The 22,543-nt window shown below is 63.1% G+C and carries 24 protein-coding genes; 12 read left to right on the forward strand and 12 right to left on the reverse strand.

Features of this window, described 5'->3' with window-relative positions:
- Window positions 1–100: 100 nt before the first annotated feature.
- Together AB7M33_RS01570 and AB7M33_RS01575 are read right to left on the reverse strand one after the other, a co-directional pair.
- The gene (locus tag AB7M33_RS01570) at window positions 101–583 is read right to left on the reverse strand and encodes a GAF domain-containing protein (RefSeq protein WP_027596054.1); all 483 of its coding nucleotides are present in this window, start codon (window positions 581–583) and stop codon (window positions 101–103) included.
- Window positions 584–1,471: an ATP-binding protein gene (locus tag AB7M33_RS01575; protein ID WP_027596053.1), complete on the reverse strand. Its 888-nt coding sequence runs from the start codon at window positions 1,469–1,471 to the stop codon at window positions 584–586.
- Between the two features lie 199 nt (window positions 1,472–1,670).
- Between AB7M33_RS01575 and AB7M33_RS01580 the strand changes: the two genes are divergently transcribed.
- Entirely contained in the window at window positions 1,671–4,028 is a 2,358-nt protein-coding gene (locus tag AB7M33_RS01580; RefSeq protein WP_454242327.1) for a response regulator, read from the forward strand.
- On the opposite strand, the gene AB7M33_RS01585 is transcribed toward AB7M33_RS01580, so the two are convergent.
- Window positions 4,018–4,506 carry a glutathione peroxidase gene (locus tag AB7M33_RS01585; protein WP_027596051.1) on the reverse strand — a complete coding sequence of 163 codons (489 nt, stop codon included), beginning with the start codon at window positions 4,504–4,506 and terminating at the stop codon, window positions 4,018–4,020. The two genes, AB7M33_RS01580 and AB7M33_RS01585, sit on opposite strands and share 11 nt — an antisense overlap.
- A gap of 13 nt (window positions 4,507–4,519) precedes the next feature.
- Window positions 4,520–4,915, reverse strand: coding sequence for a peptide-methionine (R)-S-oxide reductase MsrB (gene msrB, locus AB7M33_RS01590; RefSeq protein ID WP_027596050.1), 396 nt, complete (start codon window positions 4,913–4,915; stop codon window positions 4,520–4,522).
- A 167-nt stretch (window positions 4,916–5,082) separates the two neighbouring features.
- On the opposite strand from msrB, the gene AB7M33_RS01595 reads away from it, so the two are divergent.
- Together AB7M33_RS01595 and htpX are read left to right on the forward strand one after the other, a co-directional pair.
- Complete coding sequence (locus tag AB7M33_RS01595) at window positions 5,083–6,294, forward strand: pyridoxal phosphate-dependent aminotransferase (protein WP_085273706.1); 1,212 nt, start codon at window positions 5,083–5,085, stop codon at window positions 6,292–6,294.
- A gap of 264 nt (window positions 6,295–6,558) precedes the next feature.
- Window positions 6,559–7,446 carry a protease HtpX gene (gene htpX, locus AB7M33_RS01600; protein ID WP_003259721.1) on the forward strand — a complete coding sequence of 296 codons (888 nt, stop codon included), beginning with the start codon at window positions 6,559–6,561 and terminating at the stop codon, window positions 7,444–7,446.
- A gap of 60 nt (window positions 7,447–7,506) precedes the next feature.
- Here the strand turns inward: htpX and AB7M33_RS01605 are convergent, their stop codons facing one another.
- Complete coding sequence (locus AB7M33_RS01605; RefSeq protein ID WP_454242328.1) at window positions 7,507–8,157, reverse strand: thiopurine S-methyltransferase; 651 nt, start codon at window positions 8,155–8,157, stop codon at window positions 7,507–7,509.
- Window positions 8,158–8,268: 111 nt separating this feature from the next.
- On the opposite strand from AB7M33_RS01605, the gene AB7M33_RS01610 reads away from it, so the two are divergent.
- The gene (locus AB7M33_RS01610; RefSeq protein WP_454242329.1) at window positions 8,269–9,036 is read left to right on the forward strand and encodes a DODA-type extradiol aromatic ring-opening family dioxygenase; all 768 of its coding nucleotides are present in this window, start codon (window positions 8,269–8,271) and stop codon (window positions 9,034–9,036) included.
- Window positions 9,037–9,213: 177 nt separating this feature from the next.
- Here AB7M33_RS01610 and AB7M33_RS01615 read toward each other — a convergent pair whose 3' ends face one another.
- Window positions 9,214–10,896: a DEAD/DEAH box helicase gene (locus AB7M33_RS01615; RefSeq protein WP_027596046.1), complete on the reverse strand. Its 1,683-nt coding sequence runs from the start codon at window positions 10,894–10,896 to the stop codon at window positions 9,214–9,216.
- Between the two features lie 431 nt (window positions 10,897–11,327).
- Complete coding sequence (locus AB7M33_RS01620) at window positions 11,328–12,083, reverse strand: spermidine synthase (RefSeq protein ID WP_099453281.1); 756 nt, start codon at window positions 12,081–12,083, stop codon at window positions 11,328–11,330.
- A 116-nt stretch (window positions 12,084–12,199) separates the two neighbouring features.
- Between AB7M33_RS01620 and AB7M33_RS01625 the strand changes: the two genes are divergently transcribed.
- On the forward strand, window positions 12,200–13,546 hold the full coding sequence (locus AB7M33_RS01625; protein ID WP_027596044.1) for a class II 3-deoxy-7-phosphoheptulonate synthase: 1,347 nt from the start codon (window positions 12,200–12,202) through the stop codon (window positions 13,544–13,546).
- A gap of 24 nt (window positions 13,547–13,570) precedes the next feature.
- On the opposite strand, the gene AB7M33_RS01630 is transcribed toward AB7M33_RS01625, so the two are convergent.
- A complete protein-coding gene (locus AB7M33_RS01630) occupies window positions 13,571–13,789 on the reverse strand; it encodes a DUF1127 domain-containing protein (RefSeq protein WP_027596043.1) in 219 nt (72 codons plus the stop codon).
- A gap of 96 nt (window positions 13,790–13,885) precedes the next feature.
- On the opposite strand from AB7M33_RS01630, the gene AB7M33_RS01635 reads away from it, so the two are divergent.
- Window positions 13,886–14,737 (forward strand): LysR substrate-binding domain-containing protein, encoded by an 852-nt coding sequence (locus AB7M33_RS01635; RefSeq protein WP_027596042.1) that lies wholly within the window; start codon window positions 13,886–13,888, stop codon window positions 14,735–14,737.
- Between the two features lie 142 nt (window positions 14,738–14,879).
- Here the strand turns inward: AB7M33_RS01635 and AB7M33_RS01640 are convergent, their stop codons facing one another.
- The gene (locus AB7M33_RS01640) at window positions 14,880–15,629 is read right to left on the reverse strand and encodes a sulfite exporter TauE/SafE family protein (protein WP_186679533.1); all 750 of its coding nucleotides are present in this window, start codon (window positions 15,627–15,629) and stop codon (window positions 14,880–14,882) included.
- 114 nt (window positions 15,630–15,743) lie between these two features.
- Here AB7M33_RS01640 and AB7M33_RS01645 point away from each other — a divergent pair, with 114 nt between their 5' ends.
- The 3 genes from AB7M33_RS01645 to AB7M33_RS01655 all read left to right on the forward strand — a co-directional run bounded on the left by AB7M33_RS01645 (window position 15,744) and on the right by AB7M33_RS01655 (window position 17,779).
- The gene (locus tag AB7M33_RS01645; RefSeq protein WP_454242330.1) at window positions 15,744–16,700 is read left to right on the forward strand and encodes a LysR family transcriptional regulator; all 957 of its coding nucleotides are present in this window, start codon (window positions 15,744–15,746) and stop codon (window positions 16,698–16,700) included.
- Between the two features lie 54 nt (window positions 16,701–16,754).
- The gene (locus tag AB7M33_RS01650) at window positions 16,755–17,210 is read left to right on the forward strand and encodes a MarR family winged helix-turn-helix transcriptional regulator (protein WP_027596039.1); all 456 of its coding nucleotides are present in this window, start codon (window positions 16,755–16,757) and stop codon (window positions 17,208–17,210) included.
- A 140-nt stretch (window positions 17,211–17,350) separates the two neighbouring features.
- On the forward strand, window positions 17,351–17,779 hold the full coding sequence (locus AB7M33_RS01655) for an organic hydroperoxide resistance protein (protein WP_027596038.1): 429 nt from the start codon (window positions 17,351–17,353) through the stop codon (window positions 17,777–17,779).
- 58 nt (window positions 17,780–17,837) lie between these two features.
- Here the strand turns inward: AB7M33_RS01655 and efp are convergent, their stop codons facing one another.
- Both efp and earP read right to left on the reverse strand, forming a co-directional pair.
- Entirely contained in the window at window positions 17,838–18,407 is a 570-nt protein-coding gene (efp, locus tag AB7M33_RS01660; RefSeq protein ID WP_265968164.1) for an elongation factor P, read from the reverse strand.
- 48 nt (window positions 18,408–18,455) lie between these two features.
- Window positions 18,456–19,589, reverse strand: a complete 1,134-nt coding sequence (gene earP / locus AB7M33_RS01665) for an elongation factor P maturation arginine rhamnosyltransferase EarP (RefSeq protein ID WP_454242331.1) — start codon at window positions 19,587–19,589, stop codon at window positions 18,456–18,458.
- Window positions 19,590–19,720: 131 nt separating this feature from the next.
- Between earP and AB7M33_RS01670 the strand changes: the two genes are divergently transcribed.
- A complete protein-coding gene (locus AB7M33_RS01670) occupies window positions 19,721–20,107 on the forward strand; it encodes a hypothetical protein (RefSeq protein ID WP_454242332.1) in 387 nt (128 codons plus the stop codon).
- A 2-nt stretch (window positions 20,108–20,109) separates the two neighbouring features.
- Window positions 20,110–20,580 (forward strand): GreA/GreB family elongation factor, encoded by a 471-nt coding sequence (locus tag AB7M33_RS01675; RefSeq protein ID WP_238216129.1) that lies wholly within the window; start codon window positions 20,110–20,112, stop codon window positions 20,578–20,580.
- A gap of 127 nt (window positions 20,581–20,707) precedes the next feature.
- Here AB7M33_RS01675 and AB7M33_RS01680 read toward each other — a convergent pair whose 3' ends face one another.
- On the reverse strand, window positions 20,708–21,646 hold the full coding sequence (locus tag AB7M33_RS01680) for a LysR family transcriptional regulator (RefSeq protein WP_454242333.1): 939 nt from the start codon (window positions 21,644–21,646) through the stop codon (window positions 20,708–20,710).
- Between the two features lie 118 nt (window positions 21,647–21,764).
- On the opposite strand from AB7M33_RS01680, the gene AB7M33_RS01685 reads away from it, so the two are divergent.
- Window positions 21,765–22,514 carry a 3-oxoacyl-ACP reductase family protein gene (locus tag AB7M33_RS01685; protein WP_454242334.1) on the forward strand — a complete coding sequence of 250 codons (750 nt, stop codon included), beginning with the start codon at window positions 21,765–21,767 and terminating at the stop codon, window positions 22,512–22,514.
- Window positions 22,515–22,543 lie beyond the last annotated feature (29 nt).

Consider the following 22,543-nt stretch of genomic DNA (forward strand, 5'->3'; position numbering starts at 1 on the left):
GCTTGCCCCGCGAACACCGGCGCAGCCGGTGCCATGCATCGCGCGCCCCATTCGCGGGGCAAGCCCGCTCCCACAAGGGCCAGTACAGGCAATACAGCAATCAGCAGTCGGTCAATTCCAGAAAGATCGCCGCCAACCGCTCCAACCCCACCTGGTCCGCCTCACTGAACCGCCCCACCTTCGGGCTGTCCAGGTCCAGCACCCCAATCAACCTGCCCGCCTTCACCAACGGAATCACCAGCTCGCTGTTGGATGCGCTGTCACAAGCGATATGCCCCGGGAACGCATGCACGTCTTCCACACGCTGGGTTTGCCGCGTGGCCGCGGCCGCGCCACACACACCCTTGCTGAACGGAATGCGCACACACGCCACCTGCCCCTGGAACGGCCCGAGCACCAGCTCTTCATTGCGGTTCAGGTAAAACCCCGCCCAGTTCAGGTCGTCCACCTGGTTATAGAGAAACGCCGAAAACTGCGCGGCGTTGGCGATGAAGTCACGCTCGTCGGCAAACAGCGCCTGCACTTGCGCGGCCAGCAGGTTATAGCCATCGAGGCCAGCGCCACTGGCATTGAGGTCGATCATTTACTTTTGCTCCAGCAATTGCAGCCCGACCCAGTAGCGGGCGAACTGATAGGCACAACGGCCATTACGGTTGCCGCGGCCAGTGGCCCAGCGCACGGCGAGGATGTCCAGGGCTTCGTCCCGCTGCCAGTTCAACCCGGCAGGGCGCGCCAACTGGCCGATCCAGTGTTCGACCACATTAAGGAAGTGGTCCTGGGTGAAGGGGTAGAACGACAGCCACAGGCCAAAGCGGTCAGACAGGGCGATCTTGTCTTCCACGGCTTCGCTGGGGTGCAGCTCGCCGTCGACGCGCTTCCAGTTCTCGTTGTCGCTTTCTTTTTCCGGCACCAGGTGGCGACGGTTGGAGGTGGCGTACAGCAAGACATTGTCGGGGGCCTGCTCCAGCGAGCCGTCGAGCACACTCTTGAGCACCCGGTAGTCGCCCTCCCCGGCTTCGAACGACAGGTCGTCGCAGAACAGGATGAAGCGCTGCGGCAGTTTTTGCAGTTGCTCGACCACCCGCGGCAGGTCGGCCAGGTGGTCGCGCTCGATTTCGATCAGGCGCAGGCCGGCACCTTCGTGCTCGGCCAGCAAGGCGCGCACCAGCGACGACTTGCCGGTGCCACGCGAGCCCCACAGCAAGGCGTGGTTGGCGGGCAGGCCATTGATGAACTGGTGGGTGTTGCGGCCCAGCTGGTCACGTTGCTGGTCGACCCCGATCAGGTCGCTCAGGCGGATGTCCAGGCTGACTTCAAGGGGCATCAGGTAACCGGTGCGGCCATCGCGCTGCCAGCGGGCGGCCAAGGTGGTGTGCCAGTCGATGTCCGGGCGTGGTGCGGGCAACAGCGGCTCAAGGCGCGCCAGTACCGATTCGGCGCGGTCCAGGAAAGCAATCAAGCGAGCGTCCATGACGACTCCTACAAATTCAGATTCTGGGATGCAGTGCCGGCCTCTTCGCGGGTAAACCCGCTCCCACAGGTACTGCACAGCGCTGAAGGCTGCGAAATAACCTGTGGGAGCGGGTTTACCCGCGAAGAGGCCGGCACTGCATACAAGCAATCAAGGTTGAATGTGTGACAGACCCGCCAGCAGCCGGGGCTATTCGGCTATGCTTGCGCAGCGCAAGGGACGTGAAACCGGCTCGGGACTCATGGATATCAAGTTCACCAATCGCCTGTCATACAAGCAAGCCCGGCTGACAGTCCTGGTCGGCTTCATCCTGGGAACATTGCTCAGTCTCATCCAGATCGGCATCGATTATGCCAGCGAAGACGCATCCATCAACCGTGAAGTGCGTGCACTGCTGCAAATCAGCCACAACCCGGCTTCGCGCATCGCCTACAACATCGATGCCGAACTGGCCCTGGAGCTGACCCGCGGCCTGCTGCAATCGCCAGCGGTGATCCGCGCCCGGCTGATCGACAACAACGATACCGTGCTGGCCGACGTCGAGCGCCCACGCCTTGAAGACCGCTACCGCCCGCTCAGCGACTTCCTGTTCGGCGAGCAGCGCCAGCTTCAAGACCGCCTGTTTCTCGCCCATATGCCCAATGAATACCTGGGCACCCTGTACCTGGACGTCGACACCTACGCCTTCGGCAGCCGCTTCCTCGACCGCGCCGGCATCACCCTGTTCAACGGCTTTGCCCGCAGCCTGGTGCTGACCGGGATCCTGCTGGCGCTGTTCTACATGATGCTGACCAAACCGCTGGTGACCGTGATTGGCGCGCTCAGCGGCAGCGACCCACGCAAGCCGCGGCAAACCCGGCTGGAATGCCCCCACGGCCACGAACACGACGAGATCGGCGTGCTGGTCAAAGTCGCCAACCAGCAGTTCATCAGCATGGCCACCGAGATCGAGCAGCGGCGTAACGCCGAAAACCGCCTGACCCAGTACCTGAACGAGCTGGAAGACATCGTGTCGGCGCGCACCGACCAGCTCAAGGCCAGCAACAGCAGCTTGAGCCTGTCCAACCAAGAGCTCGAAGAAGCCCGGCGCCGGGCCCTGGACATGGCCCAGGCGCGCGCGGCCTTCCTGGCCAACATGAGCCACGAGATCCGCACCCCGCTCAACGGCATGCTCGGCATGATCGCCCTGGCCCTGGACAGCCCGCTGCCCAGCGAGCAGCGCCAACAGATGACCATCGCCCACGACTCGGGCAAGGTGCTGGTGGAGCTGCTGAACGATATTCTCGACCTGTCCAAGTTCGATGCCGGCCAGCTGGAGCTCGAACGCATTGCCTTCGACATGGGCTCGATGGTCGAGGACACCGCCAACCTGCTGTCGCAGAACACCGCGCAAAGCGTCGAGCTGACCTGCCTTATCGCCCGCGACTTCCCCAGCAGCGTGCTCGGCGACCCGACACGGGTGCGCCAGATCGTCAGCAACCTGCTGTCCAACGCGCTCAAGTTCACCCGCTTCGGCCGCGTCGACATCCGCTTGGTGACGATTGTCGGCGGTGTGCGCCTGGAAGTGCGCGATACCGGCATCGGCATCCCCGAGGAGGCGCAGGCGCGGATTTTCCAGCCCTTCACCCAGGCTGGCGCTGGCATCACCCGCCAGTACGGCGGCACCGGCCTGGGCCTGGCACTGACGCGCAACCTGTGCAAGGCGATGCAGGGGCACCTGCATATCCAGTCCGAACCAGGCTTTGGCAGCCGCTTCAGCGCAGAGCTGCCACTGGCCCTGCACACTGAAGCCATCCCGCCGGCGCCGCTGCAGGGCCGCGTGGTGGCCCTGAGCGATGCCAGCAGCGGGCTGCATGAGCTGCTGCAAGACCTGCTGCCCGCCTGGGGCCTGGCGTACCAACGCCACGACAGCAGCGCAGGCCTGCACACTGCGACGTTCGACCTGCTGATCACCGACGACCTGGAGCACCTGCTGGCGCTGCGCCCTGCACTGAAAACGCCCATCCTGCTGGTGACGGCCTACGGCAATTTCCTGCCCAATGAGCAATCCATCAACCTTGCGCCACTGCACCAACTGGCCCGGCCACTGGCGCGCAACGCGCTGTACCAGACGCTACGGCGCATCCTGCAAGGCCACGAGCCCGAGCACCCGCTGGCCAACCCGCACACCTCCCCGGAACAAGGCCGTGCACGGATTCTGCTGGTGGAGGACAACCCGGTGAACCAACTGGTGGCCAAGGGCATGCTGGCCAAGCTCGGCTGCCAGGTACAGCTGGCCACCCAGGGCGCCGAGGCCCTGGCGTGGCTAGAACAAGAGGATTTCGACCTGGTGCTGATGGACTGCAACATGCCGGTGATGGACGGCTACGAAGCCAGCCGGCGTATCCGCCAGAGCGGCCGCTGGCCAGACTTGCCAATCGTCGCGCTCACCGCCAATGCCATGCCCGAAGAGCGCGAACGCTGCCGGGCGGCGGGCATGAACGACTACCTGGCCAAGCCGTTCCGCCGCGAAGAGCTGCTGGCGCTGGTCGAACACTGGGTGCCGATCAGCGGCTGAGCAGGCGCTCGATGTCTGCTTCCAGTGCCTGCGGCTTGGTGGTCGGCGCATAGCGCGTGACCTGGCCACTGGCAGGGTCGACCAGGAACTTGGTGAAGTTCCACTTGATCTTCTGGCTGCCCAGCAGGCCGGGGGCGCGCTGCTTGAGCTCGACGAACAGCGGGTGAGCACCCGGCCCGTTGACCTCGACCTTGCGAAACAGCGGGAAGCTCACGCCGAAATTGCGCTCGCAAAACTGCGCGATGTCCCGCGCTTCGCCCGGCTCTTGCTTGCCAAACTGGTTGCAAGGGAAGCCCAGCACCACCAGGCCGCGCTCGCGGTAGGCTTGCCACAGCTGCTCCAGGCCTTTGTATTGCGGGGTAAAGCCGCACTGGCTGGCGGTGTTGACCACCAACAGGACTTTGCCTGGGAAGTCACCGAGCTTCTTGTGCTCGCCACCCAGGGTCACGCAAGGGATGTCCAGCATCGATCCAGCCATGTTCAGGCTCCGGTCAGTCACGTGGTCGAAGGTCGATGCACACCGAGTTGATGCAATAGCGCAGGCCGGTCGGGGGTGGCCCGTCGGGGAACACGTGGCCCAGGTGCGCATCGCAGCGGGCGCAGGTGACTTCGGTGCGGATCATGCCGTGGGTGGTGTCGCGAATCTCGATCATCGCGCTGTCTTCGATCGGCGCGTAGAAGCTCGGCCAGCCGCAGCCAGAATCGAACTTGGTTTGCGCATCGAACAGCGGCAGGCTGCAGCAGATGCAATGGTAGATACCATCACGACGCTCGCTGTTGTACTTGCCGCTGAACGGCCGCTCGGTGCCTTTGAGGCGGCACACCTGGTACTGCTCGGGGTCGAGCATCGACCGCCATTGTTCAAGTGTCTTCTCGATCTTTTGCATGTAGGGACCTCGACAGGCTTAATTTCACCCCGCGCCGTCTTTTCCGTAACGCGGGTGGCACGTATATTAGTTGGCTTCGTGTGCCAGGCGTTCAGTCTGGCACCCGCTTCCTGCCCTTTCAAACCTTTCGAAAGGGCGCGGTGCGTATTCTCAACCGGGACCCCATCATGCAGTTCAGCAAATCGAACAAGCTCGCCAATGTCTGCTACGACATTCGCGGCCCAGTGCTCAAGCACGCCAAACGCCTGGAGGAGGAAGGCCACCGCATCCTCAAGCTGAACATCGGCAACCCGGCGCCGTTTGGCTTCGAGGCGCCGGACGAAATCCTCCAGGATGTGATCCGCAACCTGCCCACCGCGCAGGGCTACAGCGACTCCAAAGGGCTGTTCAGCGCGCGCAAGGCGGTGATGCAGTACTGCCAGCAGAAGGAAATCGAAGGCGTCACCATCGAGGACATCTACCTCGGTAACGGCGTGTCCGAGCTGATCGTCATGTCGATGCAGGCACTGCTCAACAACGGCGACGAAGTGCTGATCCCGGCCCCCGACTACCCGCTGTGGACCGCCGCAGTGAGCCTGGCTGGCGGCAAGCCGGTGCATTACCTGTGCGACGAACAGGCCGACTGGTTCCCTGACCTTGAAGACATCAAGGCCAAGATCACCCCGAACACCAAGGCCCTGGTGATCATCAACCCGAACAACCCGACCGGCGCGGTGTACTCCAAGGAGCTGCTGCTGGGCATGCTGGAGCTGGCGCGCCAGCACAACCTGGTGGTGTTCTCCGACGAGATCTACGACAAGATCCTCTACGACGAAGCCGTGCACATCAGCACCGCCTCGCTGGCCCCCGACCTGCTGTGCCTGACCTTCAACGGCCTGTCCAAGTCGTACCGGGTGGCGGGCTTCCGTTCCGGCTGGCTGATCATCTCGGGGCCCAAGCACCACGCCCAGAGCTACATCGAAGGCATCGACATGCTGGCCAACATGCGCCTGTGCGCCAACGTGCCGGCCCAGCATGCCATCCAGACCGCCCTGGGCGGCTACCAGAGCATCAACGACCTGGTGCTGCCACAAGGCCGCCTGCTGGAGCAGCGCAACCGCACCTACGAGCTGCTCAACGACATCCCGGGCGTGAGCTGCGTGAAGCCGATGGGCGCGCTGTATGCGTTCCCGCGGATCGACCCGAAGGTCTGCCCGATCCTCAATGACGAGAAGTTCGCGCTAGACCTGCTGCTGTCGGAAAAACTGCTGATCGTGCAAGGTACAGCGTTCAACTGGCCATGGCCGGACCACTTCCGCGTGGTGACCTTGCCGCGGGTGGACGACCTGGAAGCGGCGATCGGGCGGATCGGGAATTTCCTGCGGACTTATTCGCAGTAACTGAAGGCCTCTTCGCAGCACAAGGCTGCTCCTACAGGTGTACGCGTTCTCCTGTAGGAGCAGCCTTGTGCTGCGAATGGGCTGCAAAGCAGCCCCAAATGTTTCTTACATCCTGCAACGCTCTACCTCACAGCCCCCACCGCATCCTCTGCCATACTCCGCCGTACACAGTTTGAAATAGTCGCCCGATTGAATCGGCACGGCTTGCACCTTATATACCCCGCAGTAAGCAACACACTCATCCGTCAGGAGAACGTAACAACCATGATGCGCATTCTGTTGTTTGTAGCCACCAACCTCGCGGTGGTGCTGGTTGCAAGCATTACCCTGAGCCTGTTCGGTTTCAACGGGTTCATGGCCGCCAACGGGGTCGACCTCAACCTCAGCAGCCTGCTGGTGTTCTGCGCCGTGTTCGGCTTTGCCGGCTCCCTTGTCTCGCTATTCATCTCCAAGTGGATGGCGAAGATGACCACCGGCACCCAGATCATCTCGCAGCCGCGCACCCGCCACGAACAGTGGCTGCTGCAAACGGTCGAGGAGCTGTCGCGCGAGGCCGGCATCAAGATGCCCGAAGTGGGTATCTTCCCGGCCTACGAGGCCAACGCCTTCGCCACCGGCTGGAACCGCAACGACGCCCTGGTAGCGGTATCCCAGGGCCTGCTGGAGCGTTTCTCGCCCGATGAAGTGCGTGCGGTGCTGGCCCACGAGATCGGCCACGTGGCCAACGGTGACATGGTCACCCTGGCGCTGGTGCAGGGCGTGGTGAACACCTTCGTGATGTTCTTTGCCCGCATCATCGGCAACTTCGTCGACAAGGTCATCTTCAAGAACGAAGAAGGCCAGGGTATTGCCTACTACGTCGCGACCATCGTTGCCGAGCTGATCCTGGGCATCCTGGCCAGCATGATCGTCATGTGGTTCTCGCGCCGCCGCGAGTACCGTGCTGACGAAGCCGGCGCACAACTGGCCGGCACAGCCGCGATGATCGGCGCCCTGCAGCGCCTGCGTGTGGAGCAAGGGCTGCCAGTCCATATGCCGGACACCATGAAGGCCTTTGGCATCAATGGCGGCCTCAAGCACGGCCTGGCCGGGCTGCTGATGAGCCACCCGCCGCTGGAAGACCGTATCGAGGCGCTGCGCCGTCGCGGTTGATCCACCCGGCAAAAACAAGAAAGGGCGACTTCGGTCGCCCTTTTTTGTGGGTGGCCCCCTTCAGAGGCCTATGCGATACACCCGCTCGAGCAGGCTGGTAGCACCGGCCTGAACAAACTTCGGGCTCTGCTCGATGATTTCCAGCACCTCCAGCGGCTCCACCTGCCGACCGGCAAACCCGTGCCGCACCTCATCATCGGCCACCGAAAACGGCGGGCCAGCCAACAGCGCCTGGTCATAATCCAGCGTTACCAACAGCCCTTGGCACCCCGCTGGCAGCACGTCAGCCAACAGCCGCATGTAGCTCAGGCGCATCTCGGGCGGTAAAGCAATCAACGCCGCACGGTCATAGAACCCCGCGCAATCGGCTACATCCTGGGCCTGCAAGGCAAAGAAGTCGCCGCACCACAGCTCTACTTCGGCGCTGCGCGAAACCTCGAACGCGCCCTTCTGCGTAACGTCTGCCTCAAGACCGTGCTCCTGGAAAAAGCCCTCCACTGCCCGCCGCGACAGCTCCACCCCCAGCACCCGATGCCCCTGCCCTGCCAGCCAGGCCAGGTCCAGGCTCTTGCCACACAACGGCACCAGCACACGGCTGCCAGCCGGCAGCGCCAGCGCTGGCCAGTGCGCTTGCAGGTAGGGGTTGACCTGCGCTTGATGGAAGCCGATCTGGTTGTCGGCCCATCGTTTGTGCCAGAACGCTGGCTCCATGGTTGCTCCTGTACTTATCAAGCGCTTCGATACATAGCGCAGAAAACTTGGTTTGGATTTCGATCGGTAACTGATCGAAGATGACTGCATCTTAACCCTCAGGACATCACCATGCTGCCCAGCCTGTTCATTTCCCATGGTTCCCCCATGCTTGCCCTGCAGCCAGGCGCCAGCGGGCCGGCCCTGGCCGGGTTGGCGAACGCCCTGCCGCAACCCATGGCGATCGTGGTGGTGTCGGCGCACTGGGAAAGCCGTGAGCTGCTGGTGACCGGCAGCCAGCAGCCCGAGACCTGGCACGACTTCCACGGCTTCCCCCAGGCGCTGTATGCCGTGCAGTACCCGGCACCGGGTGCCCCTGCGCTGGCCGAGCAGGTGTGCGCGTTGCTGGGCGCTGCCGGCTTGCCGGCGCGCACCGATGCGCACCGGCCGTTCGACCATGGCGCCTGGGTGCCGTTATCGCTGATGTACCCGGGCGCCAATATCCCGGTGCTCCAGGTGTCGCTGCCCAGTCAGCTGGGGCCTGCCTTGCAGCTCAAGGTTGGCCAGGCACTGGCTGGGTTGCGCGCGCAGGGGGTGCTGCTGGTGGGCTCGGGGAGCATTACCCATAACCTGGGCGAACTGGACTGGCACGCCGGGCCGGACGTGATCGAGCCTTGGTCGCTGGCGTTTCGGGATTGGGTGGTGGCGCGGCTGCAGGAGGATGACCGGGAGGCGCTGGTGGGTTACCGGCAAGCGGCACCGTTTGCGGTGCGTAACCATCCCAGTGATGAGCATTTGCTGCCGCTGTTTTTTGCCCTTGGGGCTGGGGGCACGTTCGGCATCGTCCACCAGGGGTTCACCTTGGGCGCACTGGGGATGGATATCTACAGGTTCGACTGAAACACAGATCCCCTGTAGGAGCAGCCTTGCGCTGCGAAGAGGCCGGTGCAAGCACAGTGAATGCTCGCTGCTTGCACTGGCCTCTTCGCAGCACAAGGCTGCTCACGGGCCGTGTGCGCTTCACCCAGGCAAAAAAAATCCCCAGCTCAGGCCGGGGATTTTTTTATTACGCCAGGATCAATCTTCGCGGTAGCGACGCAGCTTCAGCTGCTTGCCAGCCACGCGGGTGTCCTTGAGCTTGGACAGCAGACGCTCCAGGCCATCTTCCGGCAGCTCGACCAGGCTGAAGCTGTCGCGTACCTGGATACGGCCGATAGCGTCACGGGCCAGGCCGCCTTCGTTGAGGATCGCACCCAACAGGTTCTTGGCAGCGATGCCGTCACGGGCACCCAGGGCAGTACGGCAACGCACGCGGCCTTCAGCCAGCGGCATTGGCGCACGACGCTCACGGTCACCACGGTCACTGCGCTCGCCACGCTCTGCACGCTCACCAGTACGCTCACGCGGTGCACCAACGCCCGGTACCAGCGGCTGCTCGCGCTCTACGGCAGCCAGGTCCAGCGCCTGACCATTGGTGGCTTTGCGCAGCAAGGCCGAAGCCAGGGCACGCGGGCTGCAACCCAGGTCGGTGGTCAGACGGTCGAGCAGGTCGCCATGGCTGGCTTCCGATTCGGCCACCAGCGGCGCCAGGCTCGAGGTCAGTTTCTTGATGCGAGCATCCAGAACGGCCTGGGCATTCGGCAGGCGTGCTTCGGCAACTTTCTGCCCGGTAACACGCTCGATCACTTGCAGCATGCGGCGCTCACGCGGGGTGACCAGCAGCAGTGCACGGCCTTCGCGACCGGCACGGCCGGTACGGCCGATACGGTGAACGTAGGACTCTGGGTCGTACGGCATGTCAACGTTGAACACGTGCGTGATGCGCGGTACGTCCAGACCACGGGCAGCGACGTCGGTGGCGACGACGATGTCCAGGCGGCCATCCTTGAGCGAGTCGATAACGCGCTCACGCTGGTTCTGGGCGATGTCGCCGTTCAGCGCAGCAGCCTTGTAGCCCTTGGCTTCCAGCGCGGCGGCCAGGTCCAGGGTGGCTTGCTTGGTACGCACGAAGGCGATCAGCGCGTCGAACTCTTCAACTTCCAGCAGACGCAGAACAGCCGGGATCTTCTGGTCGGCATGGACCATCAGGTGAGCCTGGTCGATCGCGGTAACGGTCTGGGTCTTGCTCTGGATCTTGACGTGCTTGGGTTCACGCAGGTGACGTTCAGCGATCGAGCGGATCGACGACGGCAGGGTTGCGGAGAACAGAACGGTCTGACGGCTAGCTGGGATTGCGTCGAAGATTACTTCGAGGTCATCCATGAAGCCCAGCTTGAGCATCTCGTCGGCTTCGTCCAGTACCAGGTACTGTACGGTCGACAGGACTTTTTCGTCACGACGCAGGTGGTCGCACAGACGGCCTGGGGTAGCGACGACGATTTGCGCGCCGTTACGGATGGCACGCAGCTGTGGGCCCATCGGGGCACCACCGTAAACAGCGACCACGTTAACGCCCGGCATCTGCTTGGCGTAGGTTTCGAAAGCGGTAGCAACTTGCAGCGCCAACTCACGGGTTGGCGCCAGGATCAGGGCTTGCGGTTCGCGCTTGCTCACGTCGATCTTGTTGAGGATCGGCAGGGCGAAGGCAGCGGTCTTGCCGGTGCCAGTCTGCGCCTGGCCGATCATGTCGTGACCGGCGAGGATGATCGGGATCGACTGATGCTGAATGGCGGACGGCTCTTCATAGCCGGTAGCCAGTACAGCAGCAACAATATTCGGATTGAGATCGAGAGCGGCGAATCCGCCGGTTTCCTGGGTCATGGGTCTGCCTCTAGGTGCATCCGCAAAGACCCATGCTCCAAAGCTGCACATGCCTTGAAAGACCAGAAGGTCACCCAGGCAGCTTTGGCGGCGGGGATTTGCGAAAACGATTGAAAAAGAAAAACTTGGGAAGGTCCGCCTAGCGGACGTGCAGCCGAAGCTGGACTCGGAGGATTTGCACCACCTGATTTTGAGGTCCGCTAAAAGACCGGCGCGTACTATACCCGAATTAACGGGTTACGTGAGGAAAATTTTCGGTAGACCGGAGCCACCACGTAGCCACTAGCGACGACGGGCTGAATCGTTAATTCACATCCCCTTGTAGGAGCAGCCTTGCGCTGCGAAGAGGCCGGTTAAAGCAGCAAGCATCTACGCTGCCTGCAATGGCCTCTTCGCAGCGCAAGGCTGCTCCTACAAGGGATGTCATCTGCTCAGGTAGCAGGCCGAATTTCTTTGATCAGCCCGTCAAGGCTATACCCCAACTGCGGCGCCAGCGCCTCAGCCCGCGCTCGCAGCCCTTGCATGTCCAGCGTTTGCTCAAGGTCCGCCGGCACCAAGAGGATCACGTTGCCCTCCTTCACCGGCAACTCCCAATAATGCCGGTGGTACAAACCGCGCAGCAGCGCCGCGCCCAGCGGCCTGCCGTCATCACTGGCCCACTGGTTGATCACCAGCCACCCCCCAGGGTTTAGCTGCTTCTGGCAGTTGTCCAGAAACCCCCAGGCCAAATGCCCGACACCCGGGCCAAAGTCGGTGTACAGGTCGACGAAGACCAGGTCGGCCTTTTCTGCGCTGGGCAGCAGCTCGATGGCATCGCCCACCCGCACATACAGGCGCGGGTCATCGTCCAGGCCCAGGTATTCCATGGCCAGGCGCGGCACGTCGGGGCGCAGCTCGATGGCTTCGATATCGTCCAGCGGCAGAAATTTCATGCAGGCCTGGGTCAGCGTGCCGGCGCCCAGGCCCAGAAACAGCGCACTCTCGGGCTGCGCGTGGCACAAGGCGCCGACCAGCATGGCGCGGGTGTAGTCATATTCCAGCCAGCTGGGGTCGGCGGTGAATACGCAGCTCTGCTCGATCGCGTCGCCGAATTCGAGAAAACGGTAGTCGTCCACCTCGTACACGCTGATGACGCCAAAGGCATCTTCGACCCGTGCCAGTAGCCGCTCTTCCCGTTCCGCCGTCATGTTCGCCACTCGCCCGTGCAAAAACGCGCATTGTCCGCCAACACCCCCGATGCAACAAGCGCGGCGGCAACTGTTACCATGAGCCAAAGCCTACAACCCACAAGATCGAGCCCGAAATGAACGCACCGTGGAGCCCTGACAGCTGGCGTGCCCTGCCTATCCAGCAGCAACCGACCTACCCCGACGCCGCGCACCTGCTCAAGGTCGAACAGACCTTGGCCAGCTACCCGCCGCTGGTGTTCGCGGGTGAGGCCCGCGAGCTGCGCCGGCAGTTCGCCGAAGTCACCGAAGGCCGCGCGTTCCTGTTGCAGGGCGGCGACTGCGCCGAGAGCTTTGCCGAGTTTTCCGCCGCGAAGATCCGCGACACGTTCAAGGTGCTGCTGCAGATGGCCATCGTCATGACCTTTGCTGCCGGCTGCCCGGTGGTCAAGGTCGGGCGCATGGCCGGGCAATTTGCCAAGCCGCGCTCCGCGGGCGACGAGACCATCGGCAACGTCACCCTGCCCGCCTACCGTGGCGATATCGTCAACGGCATCGGCTTTGACGAAAAAAGCCGCATCCCCGACCCGGACCGCCTGCTGCAGGCCTACCACCAGGCCACCGCCAGCCTCAACCTGCTGCGCGCCTTTGCTCAAGGTGGCTTTGCCGACCTGCACCAGGTGCACAAGTGGAACCTGGACTTCATCGCCAACTCGGCGTTGGCCGACAAGTACCATCAACTGGCCAACCGTATCGACGAGACCCTGGCCTTCATGCGCGCCTGCGGGCTGGACAGCGCGCCGCAACTGCGCGAGACCAGCTTCTTCACCGCCCACGAAGCGTTGCTGCTCAACTATGAAGAAGCCTTCGTGCGCCAGGACAGCCTGACCGGCGACTACTACGATTGCTCGGCGCACATGCTGTGGATCGGCGACCGCACGCGCCAGCTCGACGGCGCCCATGTCGAGTTCCTGCGCGGCGTGCACAACCCCATCGGGGTCAAGGTCGGCCCCAGCATGAACCCCGAAGAACTGATCCGCCTGATCGACACCCTCAACCCGAGCAACGACCCCGGCCGGCTCAACCTGATCGTGCGCATGGGCGCCAACAAGGTCGGCGACCACCTGCCAGGGTTGATCCGCACTGTCGAGCGCGAGGGGCGCAAGGTGCTGTGGAGCTCCGACCCCATGCACGGCAACACCATCAAGGCCAGCAGTGGCTACAAGACCCGTGACTTTGCGCAGATCCTCGACGAGGTGAAGCAGTTCTTCCAGGTGCACCAGGCCGAAGGCAGCCATGCAGGCGGGATTCACATCGAGATGACCGGGCAGAACGTCACCGAATGCATCGGCGGCGCCCGCCCGATCACCGAAGACGGCCTGTCGGACCGTTACCACACCCACTGCGACCCGCGCATGAATGCCGATCAGTCGCTGGAACTGGCGTTTCTGATTGCCGAAACCCTCAAGCAGGTGCGCCGCTAAACCGCCGCACCTACAAAAAACGGCCTATTTGCGCAGCGGATCATCCCAGAAGTGCCGCTCGGCCTCTTGCTGGATATCCGCCCGGCTCAAGCCCAGGTCATGCAGTGTGGCATCGCTGAGGCTGGCCAGCTCCTGGCGCTGACGGTACAGCTCCCACCAACGCGCCGGGCGCTGCAGGGCTGCGTGCCACAGGTGGTTCAGGGAAAAGGCAGGTTGCTGGATGCTGCTGACATGACCTTTCATCGTGAAGCCCTCCGTGTTGATGGCTCCAGTCTCGCGCCAGGCTTAAGATCAATCCAACGAATGTTTCTGATGCCATGCATCTCGGAGATTGATGCAATGTCCCAGTATCAAAGCCTTGATGCCGACGTGTTGCGCACCTTCGTCGCCATTGCTGAGCAAGGCGGTTTCACCCGCGCCGGCGAGGTGGTCAACCGCACCCAGTCGGCGGTCAGCATGCAAATGAAACGCCTGGAGGAAGACATCCTGCAGCGCCAGCTGTTCGAGCGCGAGGGCCGCCAGGTACGCCTCACCGCTGAAGGGCAGGTACTGCTTGGCTATGCCCGGCGCATCCTCAAGCTGCACGGCGAAGTGTTCAATACCTTGCGCATGCCGCACATGGTCGGGGTTGTACGCATCGGCACACCCGACGATTACGCCATGCGCTTTCTGCCGACCATCCTGTCGAGTTTTGCCCAGGCTTACCCGCTGGTGCAGGTGGAGGTGCATTGCGATTCGTCAAAGCAATTGATGTTGCGCCAGGACCTGGACCTGACCATCGTCACCCGCGAACCGGGCAACGAAGTCGGCCAGCTGTTGCGCCAGGAACGGCTGGTGTGGGCTGCCGCCGAAGGGTTTTGCCCGCAGGAGCAACGGCCCATGCCGGTGGCGCTGTTCAACACCGACTGCTTTTGCCGCGCCTGGACCTGCAATGCGCTAGAAGCGCAAGGCATCGACTACCGCATTGCCTACACCAGCCCAAGCCTGGCGGCGATCTTTGCCATCGTCACTGCCGGGTTGGCGGTGACGGCACAGTTGCAGAGCCTGATCGGCGGCAACATACGGATTTTGGGCGAGAGCGACGGGCTGCCGCAGTTACCGGTGGCCAATGTGATGCTGGTGCGCAGCACGCAGCACCCGTCCCCGATCACCGATTGCATGGCCGATTACATCGTCGAAGGGTTCAAATAGATCAGTGGCAGCCATAGCTTTGTGTAGGAGCAGCCTTGTGCTGCGAAAAGGCCGGTGATTTCAGCGACATTTTGCGCTGCTTGGACGGGCCTCTTCGCAGCGCAAGGCTGCTCCTACAGGGAGATGGCTGCTGCATGTGCGCTTAAAGCTCAAACCCCAACATCACCGCACACACCACCAGGAACGCACAAAACATCGCCCGCAACACCTTCTCTGGCAGGGCATGCGCCAACCTCACCCCCCAGCTGATGCTGAGCAGCCCACCCACCGCCAAGGGGATCCCTACCCCCCAGTCAACACTCTGGTGCACGCCATAGGTCAACAAGGTCACCGTCGTACTGGGCGCCGCCAACGCCAGCGACAACCCCTGCGCCACCACCTGGGTGGTCCCGAACACACTGGTCAGAATAGGCGTGGCAACCACCGCGCCCCCCACCCCGAACAACCCACCCATGGTCCCGGCAAAACTGCCCAGCACCCCCAGCCACGGCCAGGCGTAACGCAGTTCAGGGCTGGGCGGCGCAACCTTGAGGAACATCCGCGCCACGTTCCACACCGCCAGCGCCACCAGAAAGCCGACAAAGCCCAGCCGCATGGACTGGGCATCGATGCCCACCGCCCAAATCGACCCCAGCCAGGCGAACAGGAAACTGCACAGTGCCAACGGCAGCGCATGGCGCAGCTCGATGCGGTTGCGCTGGTGGTAGCGCCACAGCGCCAGCAACACATTCGGCACCACCATCACCAACGCAGTGCCCTGCGCCAGCTGTTGGTCCAAGCCGAACAACACCCCCAGCGCCGGGATTGCAATCAACCCGCCGCCAATGCCGAACAAACCACCCATGGTGCCCAGGGCAGCGCCCAACGCGATATACAACAACCACTCAATCATCAGGGGCCTCTGCGCCTCTCGCTTGCAATGGTGGGCATGCTACCGAGTCGGGGCTGGTGGGGAAACGCACAGCAGCGCACAATGGCTGTGCGTTTTATGCAAAGCCGAGCCACCATGAACCCCGATATCCTCACCGACCAACTCAGCCTGTTTCTCGACGTGCTGGAAACCGGCAGCTTCTCTGCCGCCGCGCGGCGCCACCCGTTGACGCCCTCGGCCGTGGCCCGGCGCATCGACAACCTCGAAAGCGCCGTGGGCAGCCGGCTGTTCACCCGCAGCACCCACGCTGTGCGTGCCACCCCGGCCGGCAACGCCTTTGCCGAACGCGCACGACGCATCATCGAGGAGCTGCGCCTGGCCCGCGCCGAAGCCGTCTCGTTGAGCAGCGCCCCGGAAGGCCTCATCCGCATCGACGCCCCCGCCGCGTTTGGCCGTCGCCACCTCGCCCCGGCCATCGCCGACTTCCTGGTGGCCTACCCCGGGCTGGACGTGCACCTGCGCCTGATCGACAGCTTCGTCGACCTGCAGGGCAGCCACCTCGGCGAAGTCGACTTGGTGTTGCGTGCCGGCCCCCTGGCCGACACGCGCCTGGTCGCCACGCCGCTGGCCAACATGGTCCGCATCGCCTGCGCCAGCCCGGCCTACCTGGCCAGCCGAGGCGTACCGGCGTGCCCCAGCGAGTTGCCTGCGCACGACGGCCTCGACTGGGACGGTCTGGCGCCGCCGTTTGCCTGGCGCTTCAGCGTGGCCGGCCAGGCCCGACTGTACCGGCCATCGCGCATGCGCATGGCCGCCAATAACGCCGAAACCCTGCTGTTCGGCGCCCTGGCGGGTTTGGGCATTGCCCACCTGCCCACCTGGCTGATCAGCGACTACCTGCTGCGCGGCGAACTGGTCCCGCTGTTTTGCGAAGGTGGCCTGCCAGCCGCCGAGTCCAGTGGCATTTATGCGTTACGCCTGGCACATGAAACGAACTCTCGCAGCCGTTTACTGCTCGAATTTCTCAAGAGCCGTTTCAGCCCCATTCCACCCTGGGACCTGGCCCTGCGCAGTGAACTGCGCTGGCAATGAACGCACTAATGATCAGCGTGCTAGATTTCCCCATTGATTATTCCAAGGACCTGCATGAACGCCGACACCCAAGCCTCCTGTGACGAGCTGCTGCTGGACAACCAGGTCTGCTTCGCCCTGCATTCGACCTCGTTGCTGATGACCAAGGTCTACAAGCCGCTGCTGCAAGCGCTGGGCCTGACCTACCCGCAGTACCTGGCCATGCTGGTGCTGTGGGAGCGGGATGGCCTGACCGTGGGCGAGATCAGCCAGCACCTGCTCACCGACCCTGGCTCGCTGACCCCGCTGCTCAAGCGCCTTGAAAGCGAAGGCCTGCTCAAGCGCACCCGCAGCCGCGAAGACGAACGGGTGGTACTGGTGCAACTGACAGACAAGGGCCGTGATTTGCAACAACAGGCCAAACAGGTGCCCCCGTGCATCCTCAAGGCCAGCGGGCGCAGCCTGGAACGCCTGAAACAGCTGCAAGCCGACCTGCTCGAACTGCGCGACAACCTGCAGAAAAACCTCTGAGCGCTATGCTGTGTGATGGCCGTTCGGATGAACGGTGATGATTTATCTTGCGCGCAAACTAATTGCGCGCTAATTTAAATCCCACACCTACCCAGCGCCGCCGCCACCCGGTTGCGCACAGCACATTAGCGAGGCTCAAGATGCAAAAGGTCACTCCGCTGTACATCGCAGAAGCCACCTCCACTGGCGGGCGCGACGGTAAATCCCGCTCCAGCGACGGCAAGCTGGAAGTCAAGCTGAGCACCCCCAAGGAACTGGGCGGCGCGGGCGGTGACGGCACCAACCCTGAACAGATGTTCGCGGCCGGCTACTCGGCCTGCTTCATCGGCGCGCTGAAATTTGTCGCCGGGCAAGAGAAAAAAGCCCTGCCGGCCGATGCCTCGATCACTGCAAACGTGGGCATTGGCCAGATCCCGGGTGGTTTCGGCCTGGACATCGACCTGCACATCAACCTGCCGGGCCTGGCCCAGGCCGATGCCGAAGGTTTGGTGGAGAAGGCGCACAAGGTCTGCCCTTACTCCAACGCCACCCGCGGCAATGTGGATGTAAGGCTGCACGTGACGGTCTGAATGCAGGCATAAAAAAACCCGGCCGAGGCCGGGTTTTTTGTGCGCATCACAAGAAGAATTACTTCTTGGAACGGCCCTTGAAGGTGCCATCGCGAGTGTCGATGTCGATCATCTCGTCGATTTCGATGAAGTCAGCAACCTGTATTTCAGTGCCGTTGCTCAGCTTGGCTGGCTTCATGACCTTGCCCGAAGTGTCGCCGCGAGCAGCGTTTTCGGTGTAGGTAACTTTACGGCTGATGGTGGTCGGCAGCTCTACCGATACCAGGCGGTCTTCGAAGAAGACGGCTTCGCAGATGTCGGTCATGCCTTCTTCGACGTACGGCAGAACAGCCTCGATATCTTCGGCGTTCAGTTCGTACATGGTGTAGTCGGTGGTGTCCATGAAGGTGTACGAGTCACCGCTGATGAACGACAGGGTCGCTTCTTTGCGATCCAGGATCACGTCGTCCAGCTTGTCGTCCGCACCGTAGACGGTTTCGGTCTTGTAGCCGGTCAGCAGGTTCTTCAGCTTGGTTTTCATGATCGCGCTGTTACGGCCCGATTTGGTGAACTCAGCTTTTTGAACCAGCCACGGGTCGTTGTCGATCCGCAGTACGGTACCGGGTTTCAGTTCTTTACCAGTTTTCATTACGAAGTATCCGAATCTGGATGGATTTATAAAAATCGAGGCCGCATATCATAGCCAATTTCGGTAAAACTGTACCAGCGTCATGGCAAGGTCCGGCCGAGTGGCCTGCCGGGCCGCCCAATCTCGGGCATGCTGCTGCAGTTCTGGCCAGTGCCGCTGGGCCGCTTGCCACGCCTGGCCGACGTCGTTGTCCATGTTCCAGGCACGCCACAACGCAACCAGTGCGTCAGCGGCATCGTCTGACAGGCCTTGTCGATAATGCGCAAGGAACGCTTCGAGTTTTTCCCAGTGGGCGTTCTCGTCCTGCACGTAGATGTGCCACAGCATCGGCCGCCCGGCCCACTGCGCACGCACGAACGAGTCTTCGCCGCGCACGGCATTGAAGTCGCAGGCCCACAGCAGGCGATCATAATCGTCCTGGCTGACGAACGGCAAAATTTGCACCGTCAGCGACCCGCGCAGGCGCACATCGCCCACCGCCAGCCCCGGCTCGCCCAGCCACTGGGCGACGTCAGCCAGGATGCGCCCTTGCGGGACCAGCAGGTGGGTCGGCTGGGTATCGGCTGCCAACGCATCCAGCCAGTTGCCCAGCTGGGTGTTCTCATAGGCGAACAGCGAGATCAGCCGCGCTTGCGCCTCGGGGTGTACACCCAGGCGCTGCAAGAACGCCTGCCGGGCTTCGGCAGACTGCGCGAAGGCTTCGCGCCGCGCCAGCAAATCACCCTCACGCAACAGGCCACCGGTTTTTTCGGTAAAGCCTGGGAAGAAGAACACTTTGCGCAAGCCGTTGGGCTGGGGCGACGGCAAACCGTGGCAACCCTCAACCCAGTCCTCGGCGCTGAGGTAGTCGAGGTTCAGCCACAGCGGCGGCTTGGGCCGCGCACGCATGGCCTCGACATAGTGCGCCGGCAGCTGGCAGGCGAACGCGCCGATCACCACCTCGGCAGGCTCCACCGGCAGCCACTCGGCAGGCCACTGGCGCACATCGACACCGTGCTGCCATTGTTGCAGCGCCGTGGCATCGGCGCCGGGGCACATCGGCACGAAGGCGTTCAGGTCGTCCACCCACAAGCGCACCGCCAGATCGTGCTCGTCCACCAGTTGCCGCGCCAGGCGCCAGGTGACGCCGATGTCGCCATAATTGTCGACGACGGTGCAAAAGATGTCCCAGGTGGCCTTCATGTGCCCTCCCCCTCATGGTGCCCAAAACCGCGAATTCTGCGGATTAATTGCCGTGGACAAAAGCACCCACAGGTAAAATTCGCCGACAGCGTGCGACAATGCACCTCGAACTGCCCTGCCAGGAGGCTGCCATGCCCCGCCACCGCGAACTGAAAATCACCCTCAAGCCGTTGCAACTGATCCTCTGCGTGGCCTTTGGCCTGTGGCTGGGCGCCGTGGCCATTGCCATGAGCCTGTGGTTGGCGTTGCATCTGTGGCCAGAGCAGGTGCAGCCGGTCGCCCAGGCCGTGGCCCCTGCCCGCAGCCAACCCGCCGCGCCGCCACCGGTAGATGCCCAGGGCGAAATGTTCGAGCGCTACAAGGACATCCTGCACCAGCAGCAACTGCAACAGGCCGCCGAGGCTGCCCAAGGCAACCCTCGCAACCTCAACAGCCCCAAGTGCCAGTTCTGGCTGCAACAGAACCGCACCGCGCCCACCGAAAAAAGCCAGGCCCATGTGCTGGAGTTCTGTTACTGAAGATGGACAAGCCCCTGCTACTCACGCGCATCGTCGCGACCCTCGAACATGACGTAGACGTGCTGAGCCGCGCCGCCCAGACCGCGTACGAAGCCGCCACCGCGGAAGAGAACATCGCCGAAAACAAGTATGACACCTTGGGCCTTGAGGCTTCGTACCTGGCCACCGGCCAGGCGCGGCGTACTGCCGAGATTCGCCAGGCGTTGCAGATTTACCAGCAACTGCTGTTGCGTGACTACGACCCTGCGCGTGGCGTGCAGGTGAGCAACCTGGTGACCCTTGAGGACGAGGATGGCCAGCAACGTAGGCTGTTCCTCGGGCCTGAGGCGGCGGGGTTGAAAGTGGGTGAAGGGGATGAACTGGTGACCGTGATCACACCGCGCTCGCCGCTGGGGCAGCAGCTGGTGGGCAAGCGGGTGGATGACGAGGTGAGCTTGGGGGCGCAGGTGTTCTTCATTGTTGATGTTGCCTGACCCGGCCTCTTCGCGGGTAAACCCGCTCCCACAGGATCACTGCAGGCCTGAAATATGTGCCCAGGTATTGCGCCATCCCTGTGGGAGCGGGTTTACCCGCGAAGAGGCCGCATCAGGCAGCATCAATCTAGAGGCCCTGCAGCGCATCGAACTGCCCCGCCAACCCCTGCTGCGCGAATTGCTCCACGACAAAATCGATAAACGCCCGCGTCTTCCCGGGCAACAATTTGTGCTGGGCGTAATACACGCTGATATGCCCATCGTCCACATACCAATCCGGCAACACCCGCCGCAGCCGCCCGGCCTGCAGGTAAGGCACGGCAAACGGCAGACTGACCAAGGCAACCCCCAACCCCTGCTGCGCCACCGCGCAGGCCGCATCCGAATCACTCATGGTCATTGCTTGGCGCAGCACCAACGGCTGCTGCTCCTGCCAGCGACTGGTCAGCGGCCAGGAGCGCACCCGGCCGGTCTGCGGTGAGCGAATCAGAATGCCGGCGTGGCACTGCAGCGCCTGCGGGTCCTCGATCGGTGCCTGTTGGTCCAGGTAGGCAGGCGCTGCCACCAGCACTCGGTGCGCCGGGGTCAGCTTGCGCGCCACCACCCCCGGCGGTAAATCAAAACCGCCACCGATAGCAGCATCGAAGCCCTGGCCGATCAGGTCGACCTGGCGATTGTCAAAATGCCAATCCGGGGTAATCGCCGGGTAACGGCGTAAGAATTCTCCCAACAGGGGTAACACGTACAACCGCCCGAACACCGTGCCCATGCTGACCCGCAGCAGCCCGGCCGGCTGGCCTTCGGCACTGGCCAGGTTAGCCACGGCGTACTGGATGGTACGAAAGCTGTCACTCACTTCACCCAGAAAACGCTGGCCTGCTTCGGTCAAGGTCAGCTTGCGGGTACTACGCTGGAACAGTCGCACGCCCAACCGGGCTTCCAGTTGAGCCACATGCTTGCCCACTGCGGCGGGGGTTAGGCTCAAGCGGCGAGCGGCCTCGGCGAAGCTGCCGACCTCGGCGCTGCGGATAAAGCATTCGAGGGCGTTGAACGACTCCACGGCCATGATTAACAACCAAAGGTTTACTCTGCTAATAGTGATTGCCATCTTATCAGCAGGTAATTAGCCACCGATACTGCGCCCATCCAAGGCATTCGGCCTTGCTTCCCAGCAGGAGATCAGCATGTCCAAACAACTTCCACTCGACGGTAAGGTAGCCCTGGTCCAGGGCGGCTCCCGCGGCATTGGTGCGGCCATCGTGCGCCGCCTGGCCCGCGACGGTGCTCGGGTTGCCTTCACCTACGTCAGCTCCGCCGGCCCGGCAGAACAGCTGGCCCAGGAAATCATCGGCAACGGCGGCCAAGCCCTCGCCCTGCGCGCCGACAGCGCCGACGCCGCCGCCGTGCAATTGGCGGTGGATGACACCGCGAAGGCCTTTGGTGGGCTGGACATTCTGGTGAACAACGCCGGCGTGCTGACGGTGGCGCCGATCGCCGAGTTCGACCTGGGGGACTTCGACCGCATGCTGGCGGTGAATGTGCGCAGTGTGTTCGTCGCCAGCCAAGCGGCCGTGCGCTACATGGGCCAGGGCGGGCGCATCATCAACATCGGCAGCACCAACGCCGAGCGCATGCCCTTTGCCGGTGGCGCCCCCTACGCCATGAGCAAGTCGGCGCTGGTGGGCCTGACCCGCGGCATGGCACGCGACCTCGGCCCCCAGGGCATCACCGTCAACAACGTGCAGCCCGGCCCGGTAGACACCGACATGAACCCGGCCAGCGGTGAGTTTGCCGACAACCTGATACCGCTGATGGCCATTGGGCGCTATGGGCAGGTGGATGAGATTGCCAGCTTCGTGGCCTACCTGGCGGGGCCAGAGGCGGGGTACATCACTGGGGCCAGTTTGACGGCGGATGGTGGGTTTGCGGCTTGAGGTGGGGGCGGTTCTGGGGGTAGGCCGTG

It is taken from the genome of Pseudomonas sp. Y3 TE3536 (genome assembly GCF_053629175.1).

Bases quoted from the DNA above. Each gene is read 5' to 3' on its own strand.
- htpX (WP_003259721.1), top strand. From the start codon at position 6,559: ATGATGCGCATTCTGTTGTTTGTAGCCACCAACCTCGCGGTGGTGCTG.
- AB7M33_RS01595 (WP_085273706.1), top strand. From the start codon at position 5,083: ATGCAGTTCAGCAAATCGAACAAGCTCGCCAATGTCTGCTACGACATT.
- efp (WP_265968164.1), bottom strand. From the start codon at position 18,407: ATGAAAACTGGTAAAGAACTGAAACCCGGTACCGTACTGCGGATCGAC.
- AB7M33_RS01685 (WP_454242334.1), top strand. From the start codon at position 21,765: ATGTCCAAACAACTTCCACTCGACGGTAAGGTAGCCCTGGTCCAGGGC.
- AB7M33_RS01675 (WP_238216129.1), top strand. From the start codon at position 20,110: ATGGACAAGCCCCTGCTACTCACGCGCATCGTCGCGACCCTCGAACAT.
- AB7M33_RS01680 (WP_454242333.1), bottom strand. From the start codon at position 21,646: ATGGCCGTGGAGTCGTTCAACGCCCTCGAATGCTTTATCCGCAGCGCC.
- AB7M33_RS01575 (WP_027596053.1), bottom strand. From the start codon at position 1,471: ATGGACGCTCGCTTGATTGCTTTCCTGGACCGCGCCGAATCGGTACTG.
- AB7M33_RS01615 (WP_027596046.1), bottom strand. From the start codon at position 10,896: ATGACCCAGGAAACCGGCGGATTCGCCGCTCTCGATCTCAATCCGAAT.
- AB7M33_RS01610 (WP_454242329.1), top strand. From the start codon at position 8,269: ATGCTGCCCAGCCTGTTCATTTCCCATGGTTCCCCCATGCTTGCCCTG.
- AB7M33_RS01570 (WP_027596054.1), bottom strand. From the start codon at position 583: ATGATCGACCTCAATGCCAGTGGCGCTGGCCTCGATGGCTATAACCTG.
- AB7M33_RS01605 (WP_454242328.1), bottom strand. From the start codon at position 8,157: ATGGAGCCAGCGTTCTGGCACAAACGATGGGCCGACAACCAGATCGGC.
- msrB (WP_027596050.1), bottom strand. From the start codon at position 4,915: ATGCAAAAGATCGAGAAGACACTTGAACAATGGCGGTCGATGCTCGAC.
- AB7M33_RS01630 (WP_027596043.1), bottom strand. From the start codon at position 13,789: ATGAAAGGTCATGTCAGCAGCATCCAGCAACCTGCCTTTTCCCTGAAC.
- AB7M33_RS01580 (WP_454242327.1), top strand. From the start codon at position 1,671: ATGCTTGCGCAGCGCAAGGGACGTGAAACCGGCTCGGGACTCATGGAT.
- AB7M33_RS01635 (WP_027596042.1), top strand. From the start codon at position 13,886: ATGTCCCAGTATCAAAGCCTTGATGCCGACGTGTTGCGCACCTTCGTC.
- AB7M33_RS01640 (WP_186679533.1), bottom strand. From the start codon at position 15,629: ATGATTGAGTGGTTGTTGTATATCGCGTTGGGCGCTGCCCTGGGCACC.
- AB7M33_RS01625 (WP_027596044.1), top strand. From the start codon at position 12,200: ATGAACGCACCGTGGAGCCCTGACAGCTGGCGTGCCCTGCCTATCCAG.
- AB7M33_RS01645 (WP_454242330.1), top strand. From the start codon at position 15,744: ATGAACCCCGATATCCTCACCGACCAACTCAGCCTGTTTCTCGACGTG.
- earP (WP_454242331.1), bottom strand. From the start codon at position 19,589: ATGAAGGCCACCTGGGACATCTTTTGCACCGTCGTCGACAATTATGGC.
- AB7M33_RS01650 (WP_027596039.1), top strand. From the start codon at position 16,755: ATGAACGCCGACACCCAAGCCTCCTGTGACGAGCTGCTGCTGGACAAC.
- AB7M33_RS01620 (WP_099453281.1), bottom strand. From the start codon at position 12,083: ATGACGGCGGAACGGGAAGAGCGGCTACTGGCACGGGTCGAAGATGCC.
- AB7M33_RS01585 (WP_027596051.1), bottom strand. From the start codon at position 4,506: ATGGCTGGATCGATGCTGGACATCCCTTGCGTGACCCTGGGTGGCGAG.
- AB7M33_RS01655 (WP_027596038.1), top strand. From the start codon at position 17,351: ATGCAAAAGGTCACTCCGCTGTACATCGCAGAAGCCACCTCCACTGGC.
- AB7M33_RS01670 (WP_454242332.1), top strand. From the start codon at position 19,721: ATGCCCCGCCACCGCGAACTGAAAATCACCCTCAAGCCGTTGCAACTG.